This window comes from Rhodococcus sp. WWJCD1 (assembly GCF_002258735.1).
Classification (GTDB): Bacteria; Actinomycetota; Actinomycetes; order Mycobacteriales; family Mycobacteriaceae; genus Rhodococcoides.
The window spans coordinates 231911-257519 of sequence record NZ_NOXY01000031.1; the positions used below are offsets into that span (position 1 = coordinate 231911).

Below are 25609 nucleotides of genomic sequence, written 5' to 3' on the forward strand. Positions count from 1 at the left end.
TAAGGCCCCCGACTCGGATATCGAATCGGGGGCCTTACTTGCGTTCGTGCGAGAGGTGAAGCCTGCGGGCTCTACTTCTTCGCTGCGCGCTTTGCGGGAGCCTTCTTGGCCGGAGCCTTCTTCGCCGGAGCCTTCTTGGCTACGGTCTTCTTGGCTGCCGTCTTGGCCGGAGCCTTCTTGGCGGGTGCAGCCGTCGTGGCAGCCTTGCGAGCGGTTGTCTTGGCCGGAGCCTTCTTTGCAACTGTCTTGCGCGCGGTGGTCTTCGCGGGAGCTGCCTTCTTGGCTGCAGTCTTCGCGGGAGCTGCCTTCTTGGCGGCGGTCTTCGCGGGAGCTGCCTTCTTGGCAGCAGCGGTGGTTGCCTTGCGGGCGGTCGTCTTCACGGCTGCCTTCTTCGCAGCCGTCTTCTTCGCCGCCGCAGTCTTCTTGGCCGGAGCCGCTGCGGAACCGCGCTTGACGGCGGGACCGGTGGCAGGCAACTTCTGTCCGCCTGCGATGACTGCCTTGAACTGCGCACCCGGACGGAACGCCGGAACGTTGGTCGGCTTGACGCGAACGGTCTCGCCGGTGCGGGGGTTGCGCGCGACACGCGCTGCGCGACGACGCTGCTCGAACACGCCGAAGCCTGTGATCGTGACACTCTCGCCGCGGTGCACTGCACGCACGATGGTGTCGACGATGTTCTCGACAGCCTCTGTGGCGCTCCGCCTGTCAGACCCCAACTTCTCGGTCAGGGCGTCGATCAGCTCTGCCTTGTTCATGGAATTTCCTCCGCTATATGGTGGCCCATCGTCGGACCGACTACTACAACGGTAAACCCCAAGTCGTCAAGAGTCTATGCGCCACGCCAATTTTCATTTTGGTGTCGCGGAATGATTCACGGCCGCATAGCGTGTCGGACCCCCACCCGGTCAGCTTTCGGTCGGGGTCTCGATCCGCGCTGGGAGCGTCAGGGGTTTGTATGAAGGCCTTGACTTTTCATACTCCGCAATGGCCTCTACCTGGCGTAATGTCAATCCGATGTCGTCCAGACCTTCCAGCAGACGCCACCGGGTGTAGTCGTCAATCGCGAAGCGCACCACCAAAGTTCCAGCCGTTACGGTCTTGTCGACGAGGTCGACAATTATTTCCAGACCGGGCTGTTCTTCTAAGGCTTTCCACAGCAATTCGACGTCCGACTGTTCCACTTCGGCCGCCAACAGCCCGGCTTTGCCCGAGTTCCCACGGAAGATATCGGCGAATCGGGACGCGATCACAACCCTGAAACCGAAGTCCGACAGCGCCCAGACGGCATGTTCGCGTGACGATCCCGTACCGAAATCGGGGCCGGCTACGAGTACCGAGCCACGGTTGTACGGCTCGAGATTCAGGATGAAGTTCGGATCCGAGCGCCACGCTGCGAACAACCCGTCCTCGAATCCGGTGCGCGTCACCCGCTTGAGGTAGACCGCGGGGATTATCTGATCGGTGTCGACGTTGGACCGCCGAAGCGGAACTCCGATACCGGTGTGCCGGGTGAAAGCTTCCATCGAATTGTCTCCTATGGGTTCGATCGATCCGAGCGAGGACGCGTTCTACGCGAGATCCGCCGGAGAGGACAGGGTTCCGCGAATTGCGGTAGCAGCAGCAACCAGAGGCGAGACGAGATGAGTACGACCGCCTTTGCCCTGCCTGCCCTCGAAATTGCGGTTCGAGGTCGACGCCGATCGCTCACCCGCCACCAGTTGGTCCGGATTCATCCCGAGGCACATGGAACATCCAGCCTGGCGCCATTCGGCCCCTGCGGCAGTGAAGATGTCGCCGAGGCCTTCCTCCTCCGCCTGCGCTCGCACCCGCATGGAGCCGGGTACCACCAACATTCGCACTCCCTCGGCAACTCGGTGTCCCTCGAGAACCGACGCAACGGCACGCAGATCCTCGATCCGGCCATTGGTGCAGGAACCGACGAATACGGTGTCGACGGCGATCTCACGGATCGGCGTGCCGGCTTCGAGACCCATGTACTGCAGGGCCTTCTGCGCCGACAATCGCTCGCCCTCGTCGGTCATCGACTCCGGATCGGGCACCGTACTTCCCAGCGGCGCACCCTGACCCGGATTCGTGCCCCACGTGACGAACGGCGTCAACGTATCGGCATCGATGTGGACCTCGTTGTCGAACACTGCATCCGGATCCGTCGCCAGCTCGTTCCACGACGCCACTGCTGCATCCCAGTCGGCTCCCTGCGGTGCGTGCGGGCGACCCTTCAGGTATTCGTAGGTGATGTCGTCGGGTGCGATCATTCCTGCCCTCGCACCGGCTTCGATCGACATGTTGCAGATGGTCATTCGCGCTTCCATCGACAGCTTTCGGATGGCCTCACCGCGGTACTCGAGGACGTAACCCTGCCCGCCGCCGGTACCGATCTGGGCAATGACAGCAAGAATCAGGTCCTTGCTCGTCACGCCGGGTGCCAGTTCACCGTCGACGGTGATCGCCATCGTCTTGAACGGACGCAGAGAAAGAGTCTGTGTGGCCATCACGTGCTCGACCTCGCTCGTACCGATGCCCATGGCGATCGAGCCGAAGGCCCCGTGCGTCGACGTGTGACTGTCCCCGCACACGACGGTCATACCGGGCTGGGTCAAACCCAGCTGGGGTCCGATGATGTGCACGATGCCCTGATCGAGATCGCCCATCGGGTACAGCCGCACTCCGAATTCCTCGCAGTTTCGGCGAAGGGTGTCCACCTGGGTACGCGAGACGAGATCTGCGATGGGGGCGAAGATATCGGCCGTGGGGACATTGTGATCCTCGGTCGCGATCGTCAGATCGGGGCGGCGAAGCCCGCGGCCGGCCAACCGTAGACCGTCGAACGCCTGCGGACTGGTCACCTCGTGCACGAGGTGAAGATCGATGTAGATCAGATCGGGCTCACGAGCGCCGCCTTCTCCTCCGCCTCGGACCACCACGTGCTGGTCCCATACCTTCTCCGCCAAAGTCTTCGGTGTTTCGGACATCGGTGTCGTCGACCTCGCCTTCCTGTCGTCGCGTGGGCGAACTTCGCTGGTTCACCTCGCGTCTCGTCTCGACATCATGCCTCTCGGCACGCAGGAGATCTCACAGTTGTGCAATCTCAGCATTCGGGAGGCTAATATCGTTCTATGAGACAGCATAGCCTGGCCGGCCTCGTCGACAAATCGAGTGGCATCGGTGTACTCGACAAGGCAATGGCGGTGCTGCACGCGGTGGCCGAGAAGCCCTGCAATCTCGGAGATCTGTGCGCTCGCACCGCCCTCCCCCGCGCCACCGCTCACCGACTCGCGGTCGGCCTGGAGACCCACCGACTACTCGTTCGAGATGCCGACGGCCTGTGGCACACCGGGCCGGGCCTCGGGGAACTCGCAGCGAGCGCGTCCGACGCATTGCTCGACGCCGCCGCCTCCGTGCTCCCACGCCTGCGCGAAATCACCGGTGAAAGTGTGCAGATCTATCGGCGGGAAGGAACGGTACGTGTCTGCGTGGCGTCCATGGAGCCCCCGACAGGCCTTCGAGACACAGTGCTCGTCGGTGCGCGGCTGCCGATGACAGCCGGTTCCGGTGCCAAAGTTCTTCTGGCATGGGCAGACTCGCACACTCAAAGAACCGTTCTGCCCGACGCAGAATTCGGCGAGCGCGTCCTCATCGAGGTACGACGCCGCGGCTGGGCGCAGAGCGCGGGCGAGCGCGAACCAGGCGTCGCCAGCGTGGCGGCGCCGGTTCGCGACGGCAACGACACTGTGGTGGCGGCGATCTCGGTATCGGGACCCATCGATCGAATCGGACGCAAGCCCGGTGCGCGCTGGGCCGCGGATCTTCTCGCAGCAGCCGACGCGCTGCACAAGCGTCTCTGACCGATGCTCTCCGGCCACGGTCGGACAGCCGAAAAATTGGCTGAGCGCGCGGCGAGAATGGAGTACCTTCGTCTCGAGCGGCCCCACCGGCCGGTCGTCTACTGCGAGGAGTCACCCATGCCCGAATCCGGCAGTGAAGAATTGAAGAAGAAGTTCCGCGAGGTCCTGGAGCAGAAGAACAGCAAGGCCCACAATTCCGTCGAGCACAAAGACGGTGGACCGAAGGTCAACAGCACCCACGGACCGGCCGACCATCAGAAGATGTTCCGTCGCAAGAGCGTGTGAAGCATCCGGTCCGAAACGACAACACCCTCTCGATCCGAGGATCGAGAGGGTGTTGTCAGTTGTAGCCCCGACGGGATTCGAACCCGCGCTACCGCCTTGAGAGGGCGGCGTCCTAGGCCGCTAGACGACGGGGCCAGGAACTTCACCTGCATTGTTTCGAGCTTGTGAGTGCCGAGTCAGCTTAACTGCCTCGGCACCGGCAACAAAATCGCCACTACCTGCTCGCTGGGGTACCAGGACTCGAACCTAGAATGGCGGTACCAGAAACCGCTGTGTTGCCAATTACACCATACCCCAATGGACTTGAATCGAACTGCTCACCGACATCGGTGTGCACTGCGTTTCGAGCCGGGATAGAGACTATCAAAGGTGCATACCCATTCTCCAAATCGGCTGCTCAGAGCATCCAAAACAACGCTGCGGACCCGCTCCGACAGCGCTCGACCGGCGTCTGTCGCCGATGCACGAGCCCGCACTGCCCCTCGGGTCGCACGTACAGCAGACTTGGTCTCCGTGACCGCTCGCACACATCGCACAGTCCGATGAAGGTCGTGCTCGTACCTCGCGGCGAGCAGGCGGTACTGACGTATCTCGACGACGACCGTGCGATCCGAGGCGTACCCACCGTGGTCGAGGATCCGGCTGCAGCAGTTGCCGATCTCGAGGCGTCCGAACGGCCGAGATGGGTATGGGAGGACACCAGCCGGATCTACCCTCGTCTCCTCGAACGTGGGATACGCGTGCGCCGTTGCCACGATCTCGCTCTGGTCGGTGCGATTCTGGCGATGCGAACCGGCTCCGCAGCTGCCCCATCCGCACCCGCAGACCTGCGACCGGGACTGTTCGACGCGGATCCGCACTCCGACCCTGCAGCAGTGGTCACCGAGTACCAGCGTCAGTTCGAGCACATCGGTGCCGACCGCGCACTGCACCTACTGGCGGCGGCGGAATCGGCCGGAGGTCTGGCCGCTGCGGAGATGACCCACAGCGGATTGCCGTTCTCGGCAGCGGCGCACCGGCGTCATCTCGAGTCGATGCTCGGGGCCCGTCCGGTCGATGGTTCCCTTCCCCCGGCTCTGGTTCGCCTGGAAAGCGAGATCTCGTCGACGTTCGGCCGACGCGTCAATCCTTCGTCTCCGGTGGAGGTGGTGGCCGCGTTCGCACGCTCCGGAATCGAACTGACATCGACTCGCGCCCACGTCATCCGCGAGATCGATCACCCTGCCGTCCCCCTGCTGTTGCGCCATCGCGATCTCTCCAAATTGCACAGTACGAATGGGTGGACTTGGCTGGACTCGTGGGTGCGGGGCGATCGGTTCCGGCCGGTCTACGTTCCCGGTGCCGTGGTCTCGGGCCGGTGGGCAAGCCGCGGCGGGGGCGGCCTACAGATTCCGAAACCGTTGCGAGCCAGCGTGATCGCCGATCCCGGACATACGTTCGTCGCCGCCGACGCCGGACAACTCGAACCCCGCATTCTCGCGGCGATGTCCGGCGACCCCCGCATGGTTGCCGCTGCCGGTACCGCTGATCTGTACGCACCCGTGGCAGCTGAGTCGTTCGAGGGTGATCGCGGCAAGGCCAAGGTCGCCGTTCTCGGAGTTCTGTACGGCGCGACGTCGGGTGAGGCTCGCGGTCTGCTGACACGGCTGCGGGCCAGGTTCCCCGGTGCGGTGGGACTCGTCGAAGAAGCCGCCCGCGCCGGCGAACGGGGTGAGGTCGTCCGCTCGTGGTTGGGGCGGGCCTGCCCACCGCCGTCGGCGCAGTGGTGGTCCGGTGGTGACGCGCACGCGCGCGGACGATTCACCCGTAACTTCGTGGTACAGGCCACCGCTGCCGAATGGGCGTTGTGCTTGTTGGCCGATCTGCGCGGACGGTTGCGGGACGAGATCGGAGCCGGAAGTAGCGAGCTGGTGTTCTTTCAGCACGACGAAGTGGTGGTGCACTGCCCGACGGTCGATGCAGACCGGGTGTCGGAAGCCGTTGCAGCGGCGGCATTGTCAGCTACCCGGTTGATGTTCGGCGATACGGCCGTGAGGTTTCCGATGGAGACGAGAATCGACCGCTTCTACGGCGTTTCGGCTTCCGAGTCGGAGTCGGAGGCCGACTGAGCACTCGGTGGGTCCTCGAACGTCACCTCGATTTCCTCGAATGCGGTGCTGCGCTGCGCTTCTGCCTGTCCGGTAAAGGTGAGCTTGTCACCCTCGGTCAGTTCCACGTCGTCGGTGAAGGGTGCCAGAAGGGCTCGTGGGAAGAGTCGATCGACACGAACGACGTTGATCTCGATGCACATCACCACGGACAACGAGGTGACGTACAGAAACGCGAGCAGTCCGAGCACCACGGCGAACACTCCGTTGGTGACGGTCGCATTGCTCACCACGTACTTCACGTAGACGCTGCCGAAACTCTGCAGCAATTGCCAGATGATGCCCGCCGCGATGGCACCCGGCAGGACGTCTCGGATGGACAGGGGCCTGGCGGTCGCCAAGCGGAAGGCAACGACGAACACCGCGACGTACAGGAGGGTGGCCACGGTGAACACGATCGGGCCGGCCTCGGGACCGAAATATCCTGCGGCACTGAGCACATTGACAGCCGTGATCGTGAGGGTCGCGATCCCGACAGTACCGAGCAGGCCCAACCCGCGCACGCGGGCGCGAATCGGATCGGGGCGCACGTTCTTGGGCACGGCCCACGCGGTGTTGGTCGCGTTCTGTAGTGCCACCGACACACCGAGCCCGCCATAGAGGGATCCGAGTCCACCGACGACCAAACCCACGACACCGCCGCTGATTCGATCCGGCTGACCGAGTTCGTCACCGATCACCGGAATCTGCCCCAGCGCCGAATCGAGGATCTGCTGCTGCAGTTCCGGGCTACCGACCAACACGATGCCCAAAACCGTGGAGAACAACAGGAGCGCGGGAAACAGCGAGACGAAGGCGTAGTAGGTGATCAGGGCGGCAAGATACCCGCCCTGATCGTCGACGAACTTGTACACCACCGCAATGGGATATCCGAGAACCGGCCGCCTGCGCTGCAGTCGGTCGAGTCGGTCGGCGACGCTCATGTGTCGAAATCTCCGACCGAGCGTGACGGCCAGCGACGAACCGCCGTCACGCGATACGAGTGCGTGCGGCAGCCAAGCGAGCGAGAGTCCTCTCGCGGCCGAGCAGTTCCATGGACTCGTAGAGCGGCGGACTGATGTGCGACCCTGTCACTCCGACTCGAACCGGAGCAAAGGCCTTGCGCGGCTTGAGCTCCAGCTTCTCGATCAACGCGTCCTTGAGAGTCGCCTCCAGGTCCGCCGTGGTCCAGGTCTGCAACGCCGTCAGTGCCTCGACAGTGGCGTCGAGAACGGGTGCGGCATCGGGGCCGAGGTTCTTGGCTGCAGCAGCGGGATCGATCTCGAAGTCCGCCTCGTCGACGAACAAGAATTTCAGCAGTCCCCATGCGTCCGACAGCACGACGATGCGGGTCTGCACCAGATCGGCCGCGACGGCGAAGATCTTCTCGTCGACCGGCTCGGTGAGATGGCCTCGAGCGACGAGGTATTCGCGCAAGCGCACCGCGAAATCGTCCGCTGCCAGCATCCTGATGTGCTCGGCGTTGATCGCGTCGGCCTTCTTCTGGTCGAAGCGCGCCGGGTTGGAATTGACCGACGAGATCTCGAACGCCGCCACCATCTCGTCGAGCGAGAAAACATCGTGGTCGTCCGAGATGCCCCAACCGAGAAGGGCGAGGTAGTTCAGCAACCCCTCGGGGATGAATCCCCGATCGCGGTGGATGAAGAGATCGGCTTCGGGGTCACGCTTGGACAGCTTCTTGTTGCCCTGGCCCATCACGAACGGCAGATGCCCGAACTCCGGGGTCCGATCGGCCACGCCGATTCGGATCAGCGCCTCGTAGAGGGCGAGCTGACGAGGGGTCGACGACAGGAGGTCTTCCCCGCGCAGCACATGGGTGATCTTCATCAGTGCGTCGTCGACGGGATTGACCAACGTGTACAGCGGAACTCCGTTGCCGCGGGTCAACGCGAAGTCCGGTACGGTTCCCGCCTTGAACGTGGTCTCCCCGCGTACGAGGTCGTTCCAACTCAGATCGTGATCGGGCATACGCAACCGGACGACGGCTCCACGCCCCTCGTCCAGAAAGCCCTGCCGCTGTTCCGGAGTCAGATCGCGGTCGAAGTTGTCGTAGCCGAGTTTGGGGTCGCGCCCGGCCGCCTTGTGGCGAGCTTCGACTTCCTCGGGCGTGGAAAACGATTCGTAGGCTTCACCGGCGTCGAGCAACTGGCGAACGACGGCCATGTGCTGATCTCGACGCAAAGACTGACGGTAGGGCTCGTACGGACCGCCCACCTCGGGACCTTCGTCCCAGTCGAGACCGAGCCAGCGCAATGCGTCGAGCAGGGCGGCGTAGGACTCCTCGGAGTCGCGTGCGGCGTCCGTGTCCTCGATGCGAAAGACGAAAGTTCCACCGTGATGCCTGGCGAACGCCCAGTTGAACAGCGCTGTTCGGATCAGTCCGACGTGCGGGGTACCGGTGGGAGACGGGCAGAACCGAACGCGAACGTCTGCTGGAGTGGTCATCGTTGCCCTACTTCTTCGCTGCGACGGGATTGGTCAGGGTACCGATTCCCTCGACGGTGATCGACACACTGTCACCGTCGACGATGGGTCCCACTCCCTCGGGGGTTCCAGTGAGAATGACGTCACCGGGGAGCAGCGTCATCACCGCGGACACCCACTCGATGATCTTCGGAATGTCGTGCAGCAGAAGCGAAGTGCGGCTCCGCTGCTTGACGACACCGTCGACCTCGGTCTTGATCTCCAGATCGGAGGGATCGAGCGAGGTCTCGATCCACGGCCCCAGTGGGCAGAAGGTGTCGTGCCCCTTGGCGCGAGTCCACTGCCCGTCGTTCTTCTGGTGGTCACGGGCCGAGACGTCGTTGGCCACGGTATATCCGAGCACCACCTCGTACGCCTTCGACGCGGGAACATCCTTGCAGGGACGACCGATCACAATGGCCAGTTCACCCTCGTAGTGCACCTCGTTCGAAGACGACGGCAGCACGATGGCCGCACCCGGGCCGACGATGGAGGTGTTCGGCTTGATGAAGATCACGGGGTCCTTCGGTGCCTCACCGCCCATCTCGGCCGCGTGAGCGGCGTAGTTCTTGCCGATGGCGATGACCTTGCTGGCAAGGATGGGCGCGAGCAGTCGGACGTCGGCCAGTGGCCACGACCGACCCGTGAACGTGGGTGTGCCGAAGGGATGTTCGGCGATTTCCTTCGCAGTCTGCGAGTCACCGTCACCTTCGATACTCACGAATGCCACACCATCAGGACTTGCAATTCGACCGAGACGCATGCCGGAAGTCTATCGACCGTCGTTCTCCTCACGTCGACGCCGTCCGATCCGTGGATCGTTCGCCGGTGTAAAGTCTTCGACAAGTTCCACATCTCAAGATGTCCAGTCCACATAATGGGAAGCTCAGAGAACAGAGAGAGCCGAATGAACACCACCGAGCAGTTGGCCGGCATCGGCGAAGCACGGCGCTGGTTCATGCTCGTACTCGGAATGCTTGCGCAGACTGCAGGTGCCGTCTTCATCAACGGTGCTGCCTTTCTCATACCTTCGCTGCACGACGACCGGGGACTCGGCCTTGCCACGGCAGGATTCGTCGTTGCGATGCCCACCGTCGGCATCATGTTGACCCTGATCGCATGGGGCGTGCTCGTCGACCGGATCGGCGAGCGTCTCGTCCTGGTGATCGGGCTCGGGCTCACGGCCGCCGCGAGTGTCGCTGCAGTGGTCAGCACCTCCATTCCGGTGCTGGCCGTGCTTCTGCTGATCGGCGGTATGGCAGCCGCCAGTGCGAACAGCGCGAGCGGACGAGTCGTGGTGGGATGGTTCCCGCCGCATCGCCGTGGATTGGCGATGGGTATCAGGCAGATGTCGGTGCCGCTGGGCGTGGCCGTTGCCGCACTGACCATCCCACCCATCGCCCGGGACCACGGCGTCGGAGCGGCATTGCTCGTACCCGCCGCCGTGTGCGCAACAGCCGCACTCCTGTGTCTCGCGGTCGTCGACCCCCCACGTCCGAATCGCACCGATGCGGCGGAGCAGGGTTTGCTCGACAATCCGTACCGAGGCAGCAGACAACTGTGGCGCATTCACGCCACGTCGATCCTGTTGGTGGTCCCGCAGTACGTGGTCTGGACGTACGCGCTCGTCTGGCTGATGACCGACCGAGGATGGACGGCAGCAGCAGCGGGCGTCCTCGTCACGGTGACGCAAATTCTCGGCGCACTGGGCCGGATGAGCGTCGGCGCACTGTCCGATCGGGTCGGCAGCCGCATGCGGCCCCTGCGGTGGGTCGCGGTGACTGCCGCCGTCAGCATGCTCGGACTCGGGGTGGCCGACTGGTTCGACTCCCCCGTCGCGATCGTCATGCTCGTCGTCGCGTCGGTCGCCACCGTTGCCCCGAACGGTCTTGCCTTCACCGCTGTTGCCGAGATATCAGGGCCGTATTGGAGCGGACGCGCCCTCGGCGTGCAGAACACGAGTCAGTACGTGTTCGCGTCGGCCGTGCCGCCGGTGTTCGGGGCACTGGCGGCGGTCAGCTTTCCCATCGCATTCCTGGTGTCGGCGATCTTCCCCGCACTCTCCGTGCCGATCGTCCCCGACGATCCACGTCCCGAGGTTGCCGACGAGAAGGCCGACAGCACCGGCTGATCCAGCACGGCGCTATACCCGAGAAACACGACATGCCACGGTGGCCGGTCGGCCTACCGTGGCATGTCGTGTCGGTCCAGTTACAGGCGAGCGGCGATTCGTGCGCCGATGTCCTTCGTGGACGCGGTGGTGGTTCCTCGCTCGGCGAGGTCCGCTGCGACAGCGGCTTCCACACGCGCCGCTCCTGCCGCGTCGCCGAGATGATCGAGCAGCAGCGACACCGACAGGATGGCAGCGGTCGGATCGGCCTTCTGCTGCCCTGCGATGTCGGGAGCACTGCCGTGCACCGGCTCGAACATGCTCGGATTGGTACCGGTCGCATCGATGTTTCCGCTTGCGGCCAAACCGATTCCGCCGGTCACCGCCGCCGAGAGGTCGGTCACGATATCGCCGAACAGGTTGTCGGTGACGATCACATCGAACCGACCGGGATCGGTGACGAGGTGAATCATGGCGGCATCGATGTGCTGATACGCGACCTCGACGTCCGGAAATTCCGTGGCGACCTCGTCGACCGTGCGAGCCCACAGGCTGCCTGCGAAGGTCAGCACATTGGTCTTGTGCAGCAGCGTCAGATGCTTCCTCCGAGTGAGCGCTCGCTCGAAGCCGTTGCGCACCACCCGCTCCACGCCGTAGCGCGTGTTGACGCTGACCTCGGTAGCGACCTCGTTCGGCGTACCGACCCGAAGCGCACCACCGTTTCCGGTGTAGGGCCCCTCGGTGCCCTCGCGCACGACGACGACGTCGATCTCCTTGTCGCCGGCCAGCGGGCCGACAACTCCGGGATACAGCTTGGCCGGACGCAGATTGATGTGGTGATCTAGCGCGAATCGAGCGCGCAGAAGCAGCCCGCGTTCGAGCACACCACTGGGTACCGACGGATCACCGATGGCTCCCAACAGGATTGCGTCGTGCTCACGCAGTTCCGCCAACACCGAGTCCGGTAGCAGCTCCCCGGTGGCGTTGTAGCGGCGCGCACCGAGGTCGTACTCGGTCTTCTCGGTACCGGGCGCGACCACGTCGAGCACGGCAAGCGCCTCGGCGACGACCTCGGGTCCGATTCCGTCCCCGGCGATGACGGCCAGCTTCATCTCACTCCTCGTAGTTCGTGTTGGTCCGATCGGCTACGAGCGATCAGGACAGGTCGACCAGCTCGATGGTGGATGCACCGACCGCACCGGCGATGCTCGCACTGAGCTCGGCCGGAACGTCCTTGTCGACGCGCAACAGAATCGTTGCGCCGTCACCCTCGGAGTCCTGGCTCAGCGCAGCGGCCTGAATGTCGATTCCGGCGTCGCCGAGCAGCGTGCCGATCCGGCCGAGACTGCCGGGCTGATCCGCGTAGTTCACGATGAGATTCTTGCCCTCGGCGCGCAGATCGAAGTTGCGACCGTTGATGTTGACGATCTTCTCGACCTGCGTCGTCCCGGTGAGAGTTCCGGCGACGTTCAGGACCGTTCCGTCGCCGTACACGGCCCGGACGTCGACGACGCTGCGGTGGTTCTCACTTTCGGACGCCGTGGTGACCTCGGCGGTGACGCCACGCTCCTCGGCGAGCGACGGAGCGTTGACGAACGTGACCGAGTCCTCGATGACCGCAGAGAACAAGCCCCGCAACGCCGACAGCTTCAGGATCTCGACGTCCTCGGCGGCCAGTTCGCCGCGTACGTCGACCGAGAGCGACGTGGGAAGCTCGGTGGACAGTGCGCCCAGCAGTACGCCCTGCTTGCGCACGATCTCGAGCCACGGCGAGACCTCTTCGCCGACGGCCCCACCCTTGACGTTGACCGCGTCGGGCACGAATTCACCTGCGAGAGCGAGCAACACGGACTTGGCAACGTCGGTGCCTGCGCGGTCCTGGGCCTCGGTGGTCGACGCGCCGAGGTGCGGGGTCACGACGACCTGGGGCAGCTCGAACAACGGGCTGTCGGTGCACGGCTCGGAGGCGTAGACGTCGATACCGGCGGCGAAGACATGACCGCTGGTGATGGCGTCGGCCAGCGCCTGCTCGTCGACCAGACCACCGCGAGCGGCGTTGACGACGATGACACCCGGCTTGGTCTTGGCGAGGGCTTCCTTGCCGATGATGCCCTTGGTCTCGGGCGTCTTCGGGAGGTGAACCGAGAACATGTCTGCGCGCTCGAGCAGCTCGTCCAAGCTCACCAGTTCGATACCGAGCTGCGCCGCGCGGGCAGCGGAGACGTAGGGGTCGTAGGCGATGATGTGGGTTTCGAATGCGGCGAGACGCTGCGCGAACAACTGACCGATGCGGCCGAGGCCCACGACACCGACGGTCTTGCCGAAGATCTCGACACCGTTGAACTTGCTGCGCTTCCACTCGTGCTGACGCAGGGTGGCGTCGGCAGCGGGAATCTGACGCGCGGCCGCGAGGAGCAACGTGACTGCGTGCTCGGCGGCGGTGTGAATGTTGGAGGTCGGTGCGTTGACGACGAGGACGCCGCGCTCGGTGGCTGCGGGTACGTCGACGTTGTCCAGGCCGACGCCGGCGCGGGCGACGATCTTGAGATTGGTCCCGGCAGCGAGCACCTCGGCGTCGACCGTGGTCGCGGAGCGCACGAGGATCGCGTCGGCCTCGGGAACCGCGGCGAGCAGCGCGGGACGATCCGGGCCGTCGACCCAACGGACCTCGACGCCGTCACCCAGTGCCTCGACGGTGGACTGCGCAAGTTTGTCGGCGATCAGAACGACAGGACGGCCTGGCTGGCTCACGTGAAGAACTCCCTAAGTCGGTTCGAGACTGTTGTCGGTGAAAATTCGGAGCTGGTGCAGCAGAAACAGTTTAGTGGCCGGCGACGTCGAGCTGTGACGCCACCGTCGGGCACGCACCGAAGGGCACCGCCACCTTGTGTAGCGGTGCCCTTCGATCAGTGTGCGTACGAACGCGATTCGGCGAGAATCATGCCGTTTCGGTGATCGGACGATCGACCCAGCTCATCAGGTCGCGCAGCTTCTTGCCGGTGACCTCGATGGGGTGCTCGGCGTTGGCCTTGCGCAGGCCTTCGAGCTCGGTGTTGCCGTTCTCGACGTTGGCGACCAGGCGACGAGTGAACTCACCCGACTGGATGTCGGCCAGAATTGCCTTCATGCGCTCCTTGGTACCTGCGTCGATGACGCGAGGTCCCGAGAGGTAGCCGCCGAACTCCGCGGTGTCGGACACCGAGTAGTTCATGCGAGCGATGCCGCCCTCGTACATGAGGTCGACGATGAGCTTGAGCTCGTGCAGCACCTCGAAGTACGCCATCTCGGGGGCGTAGCCGGCCTCGACCATGACCTCGAAGCCGGTCTTGACGAGCTCCTCGGTGCCACCGCACAGCACGGCCTGCTCACCGAAGAGGTCGGTCTCGGTCTCTTCCTTGAACGTGGTCTTGATGACGCCTGCGCGGGTTCCGCCGATGCCCTTGGCCCACGACAGTGCGAGGGCCTGGCCCTCACCCTTCGGGTCCTGGTCGATGGCGATGAGCGCGGGAACGCCCTTGCCGTCGACGAACTGGCGACGCACGAGGTGGCCGGGGCCCTTGGGCGCGACCATGCCGACGGTGACGAACTCCGGAGCCTTGATCAGGTCGAAGTGGATGTTGAGGCCGTGGCCGAAGAACAGCGCGTCGCCGTCCTTCAGGTTGGGCTCGATCTCTTCGGAGAAGATCTTGGCCTGAGCGGTATCGGGTGCGAGCACCATGATCACGTCTGCCCACTCGGACACCTCGGCGGGCGTACCGACCTTCAGGCCCTGCTCCTCCGCCTTGGCGCGGGACTTCGAGCCTGCCGCCAGGCCGATGCGAACATCGACGCCGGAGTCGCGCAGGCTCAGCGAGTGCGCGTGGCCCTGGCTTCCGTATCCGATCACAGCGACCTTACGGCCCTGGATGATCGACAGATCAGCATCGTCGTCGTAGAACATCTCGACTGCCACTGGTTGTTACCTTTCCTCTTGGGTTTTACGCGTGTTCGTCACCGGGGCCGCTACCGCGACGCAGTGATCGATTTCGGTCCACGTCCGACGGCAACGACTCCCGACTGAACTATTTCTCGAATTCCATAGGGGTCCAACATCTTCAGCAACGCATCGAGCTTCGAGCGGGTGCCCGTCGCTTCGACCGTGACTGCCTCGGGCGAGACATCGATCACCTTGGCGCGGAACAGGTTCACCGTTTCGATGACCTCGCTGCGGACGCTGGCGTCGGCTCGGACCTTGATCAGCACCAACTCGCGAGCCACCGAGGAATCGTCGTCCTGCTCGACGATCTTGATGACGTTGATGAGCTTGTTGAGCTGCTTGGTCACCTGCTCGAGCGGGAATTCGTCGACGGTCACGACGATCGTCATGCGTGAGATGTCGGGAATCTCGGTTCCGCCGACGGCGAGCGAGGAGATGTTGAAGCCGCGACGCGAGAACAGTGCGGCGACGCGGGCCAGCACACCTGGCTTGTCCTCGACGAGAACGCTGAGGGTATGGCTCGTGCTCACAGGTCGGTGCCTTTCACGTCGTTGTTCATCGGGTGCGGCGCCTGCTCGCGTTCCATCGCATCGTCGATTCCCGGCTCGCTGCCCACGGTCTCGTCCTCGTCGAACAGCGGCCGAATTCCGCGGGCGGCCATGATCTCGTCGTTGCCCGTTCCGGCGGCCACCATCGGCCACACCTGGGCATCGGCACCGACGATGAAGTCGATGACGACCGGACGATCGTTGATCGCGCGTGCCTGAGCGATCACGGCATCGACGTCCTCTTCCCGCTCGCACCGCAGACCGACGCAGCCCAATGCCTCGGCAAGCTTGACGAAATCGGGGATACGGACGGCACCGTGCGTACCGAGGTTTGTGTTGGAATAGCGCTCCTCGTAGAACAAGGTCTGCCACTGCCGAACCATGCCGAGGTTGCCGTTGTTGATGAGCGCGACCTTGATCGGGATGCCCTCGACCGCGCAGGTTGCGAGCTCCTGGTTCGTCATCTGGAAACAACCGTCACCGTCGATGGCCCACACCTCGGCGTCGGGCAGGCCCATCTTGGCTCCCATGGCGGCCGGAACCGCGTACCCCATCGTGCCGAGGCCGCCCGAGTTGAGCCACGTGCGCGGCTTCTCGTAGTTGATGAACTGCGCGGCCCACATCTGGTGCTGGCCGACGCCGGCACAGTAGATCGCGTCGGGACCGGCGAACTTGCCGACCGAGGAGATCACGAACTCGGGAGACATGGAACCGTCGGACGGACGGTCGTAGCTCAACGGGTACGTCTTGCGGATGCCGTCGAGGTAGACCCACCACTGCTCGAGATCGAGAGTCGTTCCGGTCGCGCGATCGGCCCGCAGAGCCTCGATCAGCTCGGTGATGACCTCGCCGCAGTCGCCCACGATCGGCACGTCCGCGTACCGGTTCTTACCGATCTCGGCGGGGTCGATGTCGGCGTGGATGACCTTGGCATCCGGCGCGAAGGACGAAAGCTGACCGGTGACGCGGTCGTCGAACCGGGCACCGAGTGTGATCAGCAGGTCACTGCGCTGCAGAGCAGCGACCGCAGCGACCGTGCCGTGCATACCGGGCATGCCCAGGTTCAGCTGGTGGGTGTCGGGAAACGCCCCGCGCGCCATCAGCGTGGTGACAACCGGAATGCCGGTCAGTTCGGCGAGCTCGAGCAGTTCTGCCGAGGCATTCGCCTTGATGACGCCGCCGCCGACGTACAGCACCGGCTGTTTGGCATCGGCGATGTAGCGCGCTGCTTCACGAACCTGCTTGCCGTGCGGCTTGGTGACCGGGCGGTACCCGGGCAGACGCATTTCCGGTGGCCACGAGAACGTGGTCTGTGCCTGCAACACGTCCTTCGGGATGTCGACGAGCACGGCTCCGGGACGACCCGAGGCCGCGATGTAGAACGCCTCGGCCATGATGCGCGGAATGTCAGCGCCGTCGGTGATCAGGAAGTTGTGCTTGGTGATGGGCATCGTGATACCCGAGATATCGGCTTCCTGGAAGCCGTCGGTGCCGATGAGGCTGCGCGCGACCTGACCGGTGATCGCGACGATGGGCACCGAGTCCATCTGCGCATCGGCCAACGGGGTGACGAGGTTGGTCGCACCCGGGCCGGAGGTCGCCATGCAGACGCCGACCTTGCCGGTCGCCTGGGCGTAGCCGGTCGCTGCGTGGCCTGCACCCTGCTCGTGACGCACCAACACGTGGCGCACCTTGACGGAGTCGAAAAGCGGGTCGTAGACCGGGAGAACCGCGCCACCGGGAATGCCGAATACGGTGTCGACGTCGAGTTCTTCGAGGGCTCGAACGACCGACTGTGCGCCGGAGACCTTCTCGGGCGCGACGTGACGTCGCGATCCGTTGGTCGCCGCTTCTGCGGACGGGCTGCTGGTCGACGGGCTTGCGGCCGGCCCCGACTTACGAGTCGTGGGCCCCGGGCGTGCGGTTGGTGCGCTCACTGATTGCTTCCTCAGGAATGTGAAATTGCTGGGCGATCTCTGGGCAAGAAAAAACCCCCGTCAGCGAGTGCTGTACGAGGGTGGCGCGTCGATGCGAGTTTGAACAACCGGCTCAGGCGTTGACGCGCCGGCCGATTACGAGTATCCAATTCCGCTTCACGCGCTCGACGGTAGGCGCGCGCACAGGGAAGAGTCAAACTCGTCACGACGCAATCCCATTATGTGAGATCGCGTAGATGCAATGCGAAGATGAATGGGTGTCGTCTCCGCAGCAGTCCGAACCACCTCGGCCATCATCCCACACTGCCTCCGAGGCACCGAACGGTGCCGAGGGTCAGCAACCGCCGACCACGCAGGTCATTCGTATGCCGCGCCTTGCACTGCTCGGCGTGGCGCTGCTGCTGTTCGGCACAGCACTGCCGGCGTTCAGCTGGCCTGCGGCTCTGGGCTGGCTGCTGATCCTGCCGGTCGTTGCGTTCGTCTGGGTGCTTCGGGTGCGCACCGTCGTCACTCCTGACGCGATCACCGCTCGACGGTTCGTGGGTTCGGACGTGATCGACTGGAATTCGGTGACGGGTCTGCATTTCCCGGATCGCCGCTGGGCGCGCGTCGTCCTGAGCGACAAGAGCGAGAAGTCGCTGCCGCTGGTGCGGTTCGATCTCCTTCCCCAACTCGCGGCTGCCAGCGGCGGCCGCATCACCGATCCGTACGCCGCTGCCGCTGCTGCAGAAGACAAGGCCCGAGCGGAAGCCGACGACGCCGAGGGCGAGCAGGCACCGACCGACCGGTAGCCGACGGCGAGTAGCCTCGTCCGTGCGAGAAACCGCTGCAACGAACGAGGACTACGCACATGCCGCCGCTACGCTCACGGGTCACCACTGTCGGACGCAACGCCGCGGGCGCACGCTCGCTGTGGCGCGCCACCGGAATGACCGATTCGGATTTCGGTAAACCCATCGTCGCCATCGCGAACTCGTACACCCAGTTCGTCCCGGGCCACGTGCACCTGAAGAACGTGGGCGAGATCGTCGCCGACGCCGTCCGCGCGGCCGGGGGCGTTCCCCGTGAATTCCACACGATCGCCGTCGACGACGGCATCGCCATGGGCCACGGCGGCATGCTGTACTCGCTGCCCAGCCGCGAGATCATCGCCGATTCCGTCGAGTACATGGCCAACGCGCACACCGCCGACGCGCTGGTGTGCATCTCCAACTGCGACAAGATCACTCCCGGCATGCTCAATGCCGCGATGCGCCTGAACATCCCGGCCGTCTTCGTCTCGGGCGGACCGATGGAGGCGGGTAAGGCCGTCGTCGTCGGCGGCGTCGCGCAGGCACCGACCGACCTGATCACCGCGATCTCCGCCAGCGCGAACGACGCGGTGTCCGAAGAAGGCCTCGACGAGGTCGAGCGCAGCGCGTGCCCCACGTGCGGTTCCTGCTCCGGCATGTTCACGGCGAACTCGATGAACTGCCTGACCGAGGCGCTCGGCCTGGCATTGCCCGGCAACGGTTCCACCCTGGCCACTCACGAGGCCCGCCGAGCGCTGTTCACCCGCGCCGGCACCACCATCGTCGAGGCAGCGCTGAAGTACTACCGCGACGAGGACGAGTCCGTTCTCCCCCGCAACATCGCCACGCCGGCCGCGTTTCGCAATGCCATGGCACTCGACGTGGCGATGGGCGGCTCGACCAACACGGTGCTGCACACCCTCGCTGCCGCGCAGGAAGGTGAGGTCGACTTCGACCTCGAGACCATCGACGCCATCAGCCGCAAGGTCCCCTGCCTGGCAAAGGTCTCCCCCAATTCCGATTACCACATGGAAGACGTGCACCGCGCCGGCGGAATTCCGGCTCTGCTCGGCGAACTGCGTCGCGCGAACCTGCTCGAAACCGACGTCTCGACCGTGCACACGAAGAGCTTCGACGAGTGGCTCGACACCTGGGACATCCGATCAGGAAAGGCGTCCGACGAAGCAGTCGAGTTGTTCCATGCTGCGCCCGGTGGCGTCCGCACCGTCGAGCCGTTCTCCACCAGCAACCGCTGGTCGTCTCTCGACACCGACGCCGCCGGCGGCTGCATCCGCGATCTCGAGCATGCGTACACGGTCGAAGGTGGCCTGGTGGTGCTGCGCGGCAACATCGCAGTCGACGGTGCCATCCTCAAGACCGCAGGCATCGACGAGGACCTGTTCGCCTTCCAGGGCCCGGCTCTGGTCGTCGAATCGCAGGAAGAGGCCGTCTCCGCCATCCTGCAGAAGAAGATCCAACCCGGCGACGTGCTGGTCGTTCGCTACGAGGGACCCAAGGGCGGCCCGGGCATGCAGGAGATGCTGCACCCGACGGCGTTTCTGAAGGGTGCCGGTCTGGGCAAGGTCTGCGCTCTGATCACCGACGGCCGTTTCTCCGGCGGAACCTCGGGCCTGTCCATCGGGCACATCTCGCCCGAGGCCGCAGCCGGCGGAGTCATCGGGCTCGTCGAGAACGGTGACCAGGTTCGGATCGACGTCGCCTCCCGCACCCTCGAGATTCTGGTGGACGACGAGACCCTCGAGACGCGCCGAGCGAAGATGCTCGCGTCCGAGCGTCCGTGGCAGCCGGTGGACCGCCAGCGCACGGTCACGACCGCCCTGCGGGCGTATGCAGCCTTGGCGACGTCGGCCGACAAGGGTGCCGTCCGCTACGTGCCCTGAGAACAACAGAACCCATGTGCGTGGTGCTACGAAGTGCCACGCACATGGGTTCGATCGGTATCGGGGATCAGCGAACGACGGGGTTGGCTCCGTTGAGGAAGATCCAGATGCAGACGCCTGCGGCGATGCCGACGACGAGTGCCAGCAGCGATCCGATTCGCGGTCGAGTGGCCCACCCACGGCGACCGTCGAAGGCGATCTTTCCCGGGCCCGTGAGAATGATTGCGGCCGCGGCGAAACCGAGAACGGTCTCGTACTCGACGCCGCTGCTACCGGAGAACTGCAACCCGGGCTCTGCGGCCTGCTTGAAGCACCACGCGTTGATGATGGTCGCGAGCACGGCTGCGCCCGCAAGCGGTGTCGCCAGACCAAGGATCAACAACGCGCCGCCGAGCGTCTCCCCCGCAGCAGCCGCGATCGCGAGAATCTCCGAGTAGCGAAAGCCCGAGGTCTCCAGCAGATTCTGGAATCCGTCGAGTCCCGGCCCATTCCACAGGCCGACCAGTTTCTGCAGGCCGTGACCGAGGAATACCGCCCCTATCGCCACGCGCAGGACGAACAGGCCGAGATCGGTGCTACCGCGACGAGCAGGAACCTCGACGGTCTCGGTACGAACCTCGGGCTCGGGGGTGACTGCAGCTCTGGACGCTGCGGCTCCCGCACCCGCCGAGGTGCCGAGGTACTCGGTGGAGTGATCGGAGTATGCGGTCGAGGACGTGCTGTCGGCCGACGCACCGGTGGTGGGCGAATCGGCGTAAGCCGACGGCCGATAGGCCTGGATCTTCTCGGTCGGTTGCGCGTCGGTCGACCTCGTATCGGACGAACGTGCGTCGGACGAACGTGCGTCGGACGTCGACGAGTACGGGAAGTCGAGCTCGTCGTCGGTTCGAGGCAATCGATCCGAACGCTGGGCACCGAACGCAGCGGTCGATGCGCCGGAGGTATCGGCTCGGTCCGAGGCGGATGTACCGGACGCAGAGCGCGAGGGTGGGATCTGTTCGGTGGGATTGTCGTACGGGCTCTCGGCCGGTTCGTACGACTGGTCCGGCCGGTTGGGGTCGCGCGGTGTATCGGTCACCTCCCCACAGTAGAGCCGATATGCGCCGATTCCCCTCATGGCCGCGTGGCGAGTCCGCACCCCTGTTCCGTACCGTTCGAAGGATGAAGCCGGTCGGAGCGTCACCTCGAAGTGCCACTGCCGCTGTCGTCGCACTCTCCATGACGGCCGCCATGCTCGCCGGGTGCGCCCGCTTCGACGACTCGAATTCGTCGCCGTTCACCCCTGCACCCGAGGTCGGTGCCGCCGAGTTGCAACCGACGACCCCCAGCGAGGCACCGCCGTCGTCGGATCCGAATGCTCCGCCCCCGCCGTCGGGACCCTGCGTCGATCCCGACGCGTCGGTGATCGCGACGTGCCTGGACACCACCGGCGGCCTCGTGGCACTGCCCGACGGACAGAGCGCGCTGGTAGCCGAGCGCAGAACCGGTCGCATCATGGAGGTCGCGGCCGGCCGAACACCGCTCGAGGTGGCCCGGATCGCGGTCGATGGCACCGGTGATGGAGGACTACTCGATATCGCGCTCTCCCCCACCTACACCGAGGACAGGCTGCTCTACGCCCTCGTCACCACGCCCTCGGACACCAGAGTGGTTCGGCTCGCTCCCGGTGACGTCCCCAAGGACATCTTGACCGGCATTCCTCGCGGCACGACGGGCAATCGTGGGTCGATCGACTTCTACACCCCGACCGAGCTGCTCGTCCTCACCGGCGACAACGGCGACCCGGCCGCAGCCCAGAATCCGGATTCCCTGTCCGGCAAGCTGTTACGGGTGACGTCGTTGTCCCCGACGTCCAATCCCCCGCGTCCGCAGATCGCACTGAGTGGAATCGGGACGGCAGGCGATGTGTGCACCGACGGCGCCGGGAACATCTATGTCACCGACCGCACAGCGATCGAAGACCGCTTGCAGCGCATCGACAAACTCGGCGCGGTGTTCTCGCCGGTGTGGACGTGGCCGGACCGCCCCGGCGTGGCCGGGTGTGCAGCAGGCGACGGCGGTGTGGCTGTAGCCCTCACGACAGCGAAAGCTGTTGCAGCACTGACCACCGATGCAAACACCGGAGCCGTATCGGCCGAACCGACGCTGCTGATCCAAGACCGTTACGGACAGCTGAACGGGGCAACGAGCTCGGCGGACGGTCAGATTCTGGTGGGAACGGTGAACAAGAACGGCGCGGAGCCCGGCCCCACCGACGACCGCGTCGTCAAGGTGCCCTTCCCCGGTGGAGGTGGAGGCGGAGTCGACTGATCGATGAAAGACTGCGGCCGAGCGCAATCGCGCTCGGCCGCAGTCTATTCCGACGATCAGGACTGGCCGCAGGCCTCGAGCACGAGCTCCTTGACGCGGGCCGCGTCGGCTTGACCGCGTGTCGCCTTCATCACCGCACCCACGATGGCCCCGGCAGCTTGAACCTTGCCGCTGCGGATCTTCTCCACCACACCAGGATTGGCGGCAAGTGCCTCGTCGACGGCGGCCTGGAGCTTCGTGTCGTCTTTCTCCAGCACGAGGTTGCGGTCGGACATGACCTGAGCCGGCTCGCCCTCGCCTGCCAGCACCCCGTCCACCACCTGACGAGCACCGTTGTTGTTGAGCTTGCCGTCCGAGACCAACGCGGCCACTTCCGCCACCTGCGCCGGAGTGATCGCCAGATCGGCCAGCTCCACTCCGGCCACATTGGCTTGCTGCGACAGGTACGACACCCACCAGGACCGCGCGGCCTGCGGCGACGCACCGGCATCCACCGTTGCCGCGACGAGCTCGAGCGCCCCGGAGTTCACCAGGTCGCGCATTTCCTCGTCGGAGACACCCCAATCCTTCTGGATCCGGCCGCGTCGCAGCCACGGAAGCTCCGGCAGGGTCCCGCGGAGCTCCTCGATCCAGTCCGCGTTCGGAGCGACGGGCGCAAGATCGGGCTCGGGGAAGTACCGGTAGTCCTCCGCGGTCTCCTTCTTGCGACCAGGGGTGGTGGTGCCGTCGGATTCCTGGAAGTGGCGAGTCTCCTGTGTCACCTCTCCGCCGGCTTCGAGAACCGCTGCCTGACGGCGCATCTCGTACCGAACGGCAACCTCGACGCTCTTGAGCGAGTTGACGTTCTTCGTCTCGGTGCGGGTGCCGAATTCGGTGGCGGTCTTCTTCATCAGCGACACGTTGGCGTCACAGCGCAGCGACCCCTGATCCATCCGTACATCGGACACGTTCAGCGACTTCAACAGATCTCGGAGTGCGGTGACGTAGGCGCGTGCCACTTCGGGCGCGCGCGCTCCGGTCCCCGTGATCGTCTTCGTCACGATCTCCACCAACGGCACACCGGCACGGTTGTAATCGAGCAGCGAATGCGACGCCCCCTCGATGCGGCCGGTCGCTCCGCCGACGTGCGTCGACTTGCCGGTGTCCTCTTCCATGTGCGCGCGCTCGATCTCGACGCGGAACGTGCTGCCGTCGTCGAGCAGAACATCGAGGTAGCCCTCGGTGGCGATGGGCTCGTCGTACTGCGAAATCTGATAGTTCTTCGGCTGATCCGGGTAGAAGTAGTTCTTGCGAGCGAACCGACCCCACGGAGTGATCGAGCAATTGAGCGCCAACCCGATACGGATCGCAGATTCCACGGCAGCGGCATTGACCACCGGTAGCGCGCCGGGAAGGCTCAGGCACACCGGGCACACCTGAGTGTTGGGCTCGGCACCGAACGCGGTGGGGCAACCGCAGAACATCTTGGTCTCCGTACCCAGCTCCACGTGGACCTCCATGCCCAACACGGGGTCGAACGTGGCGAGCACATCGTCGTAATCGATCAGATCGACGGTTGCAGCAGTCATGGTCCGTAGTTTATGCATTGCATACGACGCGCGAGTAACCACGTGCACTGGTTACCGTGCACGGGTGACGCACACCGAGAAGCAGACGCTGTCGATGACCGTGCTGATGACCCCGGACATGGCGAATTTCTCCGGCAACGTCCACGGCGGCACCATCCTCAGATTCTTGGACCAGGTGGCGTATGCCTGTGCCAGTCGCTACGCCGGGGCGTACGTGGTCACTCTGTCGGTCGATCGAGTCGTCTTTCGCTAGCCCATCCACGTCGGTGAACTCGTCACCTTCTCGGCATCGGTCAACTACACCGGCCGCACCTCGATGGAAGTCGGGATTCGCGTGGAAACAGAGAACATTCAGCGCGGTGAGCTGCGGCACACCAACAGTTGCTACTTCACCATGGTCGCGATCGGCGACGACGGCAAGCCTAAGACACTCCCCCAGTTGACGCCGACCACCGACGTCGGTGCTCAGCGTTTCGAGGCAGCGCGGCGACGACGCCAACTGCGCCGAGAGACAGAAGCACGCGAGGCCGAGATCCAAGAGGCCGCCAGTCGCATGTGACCTCCCGGGGCCACCGGTTCAGCCGAAGAACGCGGCGGCGTCGTCGTATCGGGTCTGCGGTACCCGTTTGAGCTGCTTGGTCGCCTCGGCCAAGGACACCAGGCCGATCTCGGTGCCCCGCAACGAGACCATCTTGCCGAAGTCGCCGGCGTGCGCCGCGTCGGTCGCGTTGACGCCGAACCGCGTCGCGAGTACGCGGTCGTAGGGCGTGGGGGTTCCACCGCGCTGGACGTGCCCGAGCACGGTGGTACGAACTTCCTTGTTGATGCGACGTTCGATCTCGACACCGAGCTGGTGAGCGACTCCGGTGAATCGAACGTGCCCGAACTCGTCGATGCCGCCGTCGAGAAGCTTCATCGAGCCCTCCATCGGCTTGGCTCCCTCGGCGACGACGCAGATGAAGTGTGAATCTCCACGCTGAAAACGCTTGCGCACCAAGGTGCATACTTCCTCGACGTCGAACGGCTGCTCCGGGATGAGCGTCATGTGCGAGCCCGACGCCAATCCGGCGTGCAGCGCAATCCACCCCGCGTGCCGACCCATCACCTCGACGAGCATCACCCGCTGATGGGATTCGGCGGTGCTGTGCAAACGGTCGATCGCGTCGGTGGCGATCGTCAGTGCCGTGTCGAAGCCGAACGTGACGTCGGTGCAATCGATGTCGTTGTCGATGGTCTTGGGCACCCCGACCACAGGCACTCCCTCTTCGGACAACCACGCGGCAGCAGTGAGGGTTCCTTCGCCACCGATCGGAATCAACACGTCGATGCCGTTGTCTTCGAGGGTCTGCTTGACCCGATCGAGTCCGGCACGCAACACATCCGGGTTGGTGCGCGCGGTGCCGAGCATCGTGCCACCCTTGGTGAGCAACCGGTCGTTGCGGTCGTCGTTGCGCAGTTGCACGCGGCGATCTTCGAGAAGGCCGCGCCATCCGTCCTGGAAGCCGACGACCGTGGAGCCGTACCGCGCGTCAGCGGTACGAACCACTGCGCGGATCACCGCATTGAGCCCTGGGCAATCGCCGCCTCCGGTCAGAACTCCGATGCGCATCGATTTTCGCCTCTCTGCTTACGGATCCGTGAAGTGGACCCGATGACGGTCGTCAGCCTAATGGGGCGTGGTGTGGTGCGCGCGTCGGTACCGCC

At 64.8% G+C, this 25609-nt stretch carries 21 protein-coding genes, 2 tRNA genes and 1 pseudogene; 8 read left to right on the forward strand and 16 right to left on the reverse strand.

Annotated elements, in window-relative coordinates:
• Nucleotides 1-71: 71 nt before the first annotated feature.
• From CH286_RS24125 to leuC, 3 genes are all read right to left on the reverse strand, one after another.
• Complete coding sequence (locus tag CH286_RS24125; protein ID WP_032377009.1) at nt 72-758, reverse strand: HU family DNA-binding protein; 687 nt, start codon at nt 756-758, stop codon at nt 72-74.
• A 150-nt stretch (nt 759-908) separates the two neighbouring features.
• The gene (leuD, locus tag CH286_RS24130; RefSeq protein ID WP_032403159.1) at nt 909-1526 is read right to left on the reverse strand and encodes a 3-isopropylmalate dehydratase small subunit; all 618 of its coding nucleotides are present in this window, start codon (nt 1524-1526) and stop codon (nt 909-911) included.
• 45 nt (nt 1527-1571) lie between these two features.
• The gene (gene leuC, locus CH286_RS24135; RefSeq protein WP_032403158.1) at nt 1572-2996 is read right to left on the reverse strand and encodes a 3-isopropylmalate dehydratase large subunit; all 1425 of its coding nucleotides are present in this window, start codon (nt 2994-2996) and stop codon (nt 1572-1574) included.
• 144 nt (nt 2997-3140) lie between these two features.
• Here leuC and CH286_RS24140 point away from each other — a divergent pair, with 144 nt between their 5' ends.
• Both CH286_RS24140 and CH286_RS27930 read left to right on the forward strand, forming a co-directional pair.
• Nucleotides 3141-3869, forward strand: coding sequence for an IclR family transcriptional regulator (locus CH286_RS24140; protein WP_032403157.1), 729 nt, complete (start codon nt 3141-3143; stop codon nt 3867-3869).
• Between the two features lie 117 nt (nt 3870-3986).
• Nucleotides 3987-4154, forward strand: coding sequence for a DUF5302 domain-containing protein (locus CH286_RS27930; RefSeq protein ID WP_165430210.1), 168 nt, complete (start codon nt 3987-3989; stop codon nt 4152-4154).
• Between the two features lie 62 nt (nt 4155-4216).
• Here CH286_RS27930 and CH286_RS24150 read toward each other — a convergent pair.
• A tRNA-Glu gene (locus CH286_RS24150) sits at nt 4217-4289 on the reverse strand.
• A gap of 90 nt (nt 4290-4379) precedes the next feature.
• A tRNA-Gln gene (locus CH286_RS24155) sits at nt 4380-4451 on the reverse strand.
• A 245-nt stretch (nt 4452-4696) separates the two neighbouring features.
• On the opposite strand from CH286_RS24155, the gene CH286_RS24160 reads away from it, so the two are divergent.
• Nucleotides 4697-6262, forward strand: a complete 1566-nt coding sequence (locus CH286_RS24160) for a bifunctional 3'-5' exonuclease/DNA polymerase (protein WP_037155624.1) — start codon at nt 4697-4699, stop codon at nt 6260-6262.
• Here the strand turns inward: CH286_RS24160 and CH286_RS24165 are convergent.
• From CH286_RS24165 to CH286_RS24175, 3 genes are read right to left on the reverse strand one after another with little or no spacing between them, the layout of a single operon-like run.
• Nucleotides 6220-7224: a YihY/virulence factor BrkB family protein gene (locus CH286_RS24165; protein ID WP_037155627.1), complete on the reverse strand. Its 1005-nt coding sequence runs from the start codon at nt 7222-7224 to the stop codon at nt 6220-6222. The two genes, CH286_RS24160 and CH286_RS24165, sit on opposite strands and share 43 nt — an antisense overlap.
• Nucleotides 7225-7270: 46 nt before the next feature.
• Complete coding sequence (gltX, locus tag CH286_RS24170; RefSeq protein WP_094610566.1) at nt 7271-8746, reverse strand: glutamate--tRNA ligase; 1476 nt, start codon at nt 8744-8746, stop codon at nt 7271-7273.
• Nucleotides 8747-8753: 7 nt separating this feature from the next.
• Nucleotides 8754-9527 carry a fumarylacetoacetate hydrolase family protein gene (locus CH286_RS24175; protein WP_032377001.1) on the reverse strand — a complete coding sequence of 258 codons (774 nt, stop codon included), beginning with the start codon at nt 9525-9527 and terminating at the stop codon, nt 8754-8756.
• Between the two features lie 144 nt (nt 9528-9671).
• On the opposite strand from CH286_RS24175, the gene CH286_RS24180 reads away from it, so the two are divergent.
• Nucleotides 9672-10895 (forward strand): MFS transporter, encoded by a 1224-nt coding sequence (locus tag CH286_RS24180; protein ID WP_176458334.1) that lies wholly within the window; start codon nt 9672-9674, stop codon nt 10893-10895.
• An 80-nt stretch (nt 10896-10975) separates the two neighbouring features.
• Here the strand turns inward: CH286_RS24180 and CH286_RS24185 are convergent, their stop codons facing one another.
• From CH286_RS24185 to CH286_RS24205, 5 genes are all read right to left on the reverse strand, one after another.
• The gene (locus tag CH286_RS24185) at nt 10976-11986 is read right to left on the reverse strand and encodes a 3-isopropylmalate dehydrogenase (RefSeq protein ID WP_094610567.1); all 1011 of its coding nucleotides are present in this window, start codon (nt 11984-11986) and stop codon (nt 10976-10978) included.
• A 43-nt stretch (nt 11987-12029) separates the two neighbouring features.
• Nucleotides 12030-13625, reverse strand: a complete 1596-nt coding sequence (gene serA / locus CH286_RS24190; protein WP_032403151.1) for a phosphoglycerate dehydrogenase — start codon at nt 13623-13625, stop codon at nt 12030-12032.
• A 187-nt stretch (nt 13626-13812) separates the two neighbouring features.
• The gene (gene ilvC, locus CH286_RS24195; RefSeq protein WP_170944858.1) at nt 13813-14814 is read right to left on the reverse strand and encodes a ketol-acid reductoisomerase; all 1002 of its coding nucleotides are present in this window, start codon (nt 14812-14814) and stop codon (nt 13813-13815) included.
• A 62-nt stretch (nt 14815-14876) separates the two neighbouring features.
• Nucleotides 14877-15380 (reverse strand): acetolactate synthase small subunit, encoded by a 504-nt coding sequence (gene ilvN, locus CH286_RS24200; RefSeq protein WP_008717436.1) that lies wholly within the window; start codon nt 15378-15380, stop codon nt 14877-14879.
• Complete coding sequence (locus CH286_RS24205; RefSeq protein WP_032376997.1) at nt 15377-17335, reverse strand: acetolactate synthase large subunit; 1959 nt, start codon at nt 17333-17335, stop codon at nt 15377-15379. Before CH286_RS24205 ends, ilvN begins: the two co-directional genes overlap by 4 nt.
• A gap of 365 nt (nt 17336-17700) precedes the next feature.
• On the opposite strand from CH286_RS24205, the gene CH286_RS24210 reads away from it, so the two are divergent.
• Together CH286_RS24210 and ilvD are read left to right on the forward strand one after the other, a co-directional pair.
• Nucleotides 17701-18126, forward strand: a complete 426-nt coding sequence (locus CH286_RS24210) for a PH domain-containing protein (protein ID WP_032403586.1) — start codon at nt 17701-17703, stop codon at nt 18124-18126.
• Nucleotides 18127-18185: 59 nt separating this feature from the next.
• The gene (ilvD, locus tag CH286_RS24215; protein ID WP_094610568.1) at nt 18186-20027 is read left to right on the forward strand and encodes a dihydroxy-acid dehydratase; all 1842 of its coding nucleotides are present in this window, start codon (nt 18186-18188) and stop codon (nt 20025-20027) included.
• Nucleotides 20028-20094: 67 nt separating this feature from the next.
• On the opposite strand, the gene CH286_RS24220 is transcribed toward ilvD, so the two are convergent.
• The gene (locus CH286_RS24220; RefSeq protein ID WP_255182756.1) at nt 20095-21105 is read right to left on the reverse strand and encodes a DoxX family protein; all 1011 of its coding nucleotides are present in this window, start codon (nt 21103-21105) and stop codon (nt 20095-20097) included.
• Between the two features lie 83 nt (nt 21106-21188).
• On the opposite strand from CH286_RS24220, the gene CH286_RS24225 reads away from it, so the two are divergent.
• Complete coding sequence (locus CH286_RS24225) at nt 21189-22337, forward strand: PQQ-dependent sugar dehydrogenase (protein ID WP_094610569.1); 1149 nt, start codon at nt 21189-21191, stop codon at nt 22335-22337.
• Nucleotides 22338-22393: 56 nt separating this feature from the next.
• Here CH286_RS24225 and gatB read toward each other — a convergent pair whose 3' ends face one another.
• Complete coding sequence (gatB, locus tag CH286_RS24230; RefSeq protein WP_032376993.1) at nt 22394-23905, reverse strand: Asp-tRNA(Asn)/Glu-tRNA(Gln) amidotransferase subunit GatB; 1512 nt, start codon at nt 23903-23905, stop codon at nt 22394-22396.
• A 94-nt stretch (nt 23906-23999) separates the two neighbouring features.
• On the opposite strand from gatB, the pseudogene CH286_RS24235 reads away from it, so the two are divergent.
• Nucleotides 24000-24464 (forward strand): annotated as a pseudogene (locus CH286_RS24235) (acyl-CoA thioesterase).
• Nucleotides 24465-24482: 18 nt separating this feature from the next.
• On the opposite strand, the gene CH286_RS24240 reads toward CH286_RS24235, so the two are convergent.
• Nucleotides 24483-25514, reverse strand: coding sequence for an ATP-dependent 6-phosphofructokinase (locus CH286_RS24240; protein WP_032376991.1), 1032 nt, complete (start codon nt 25512-25514; stop codon nt 24483-24485).
• Nucleotides 25515-25609: the final 95 nt, after the last annotated feature.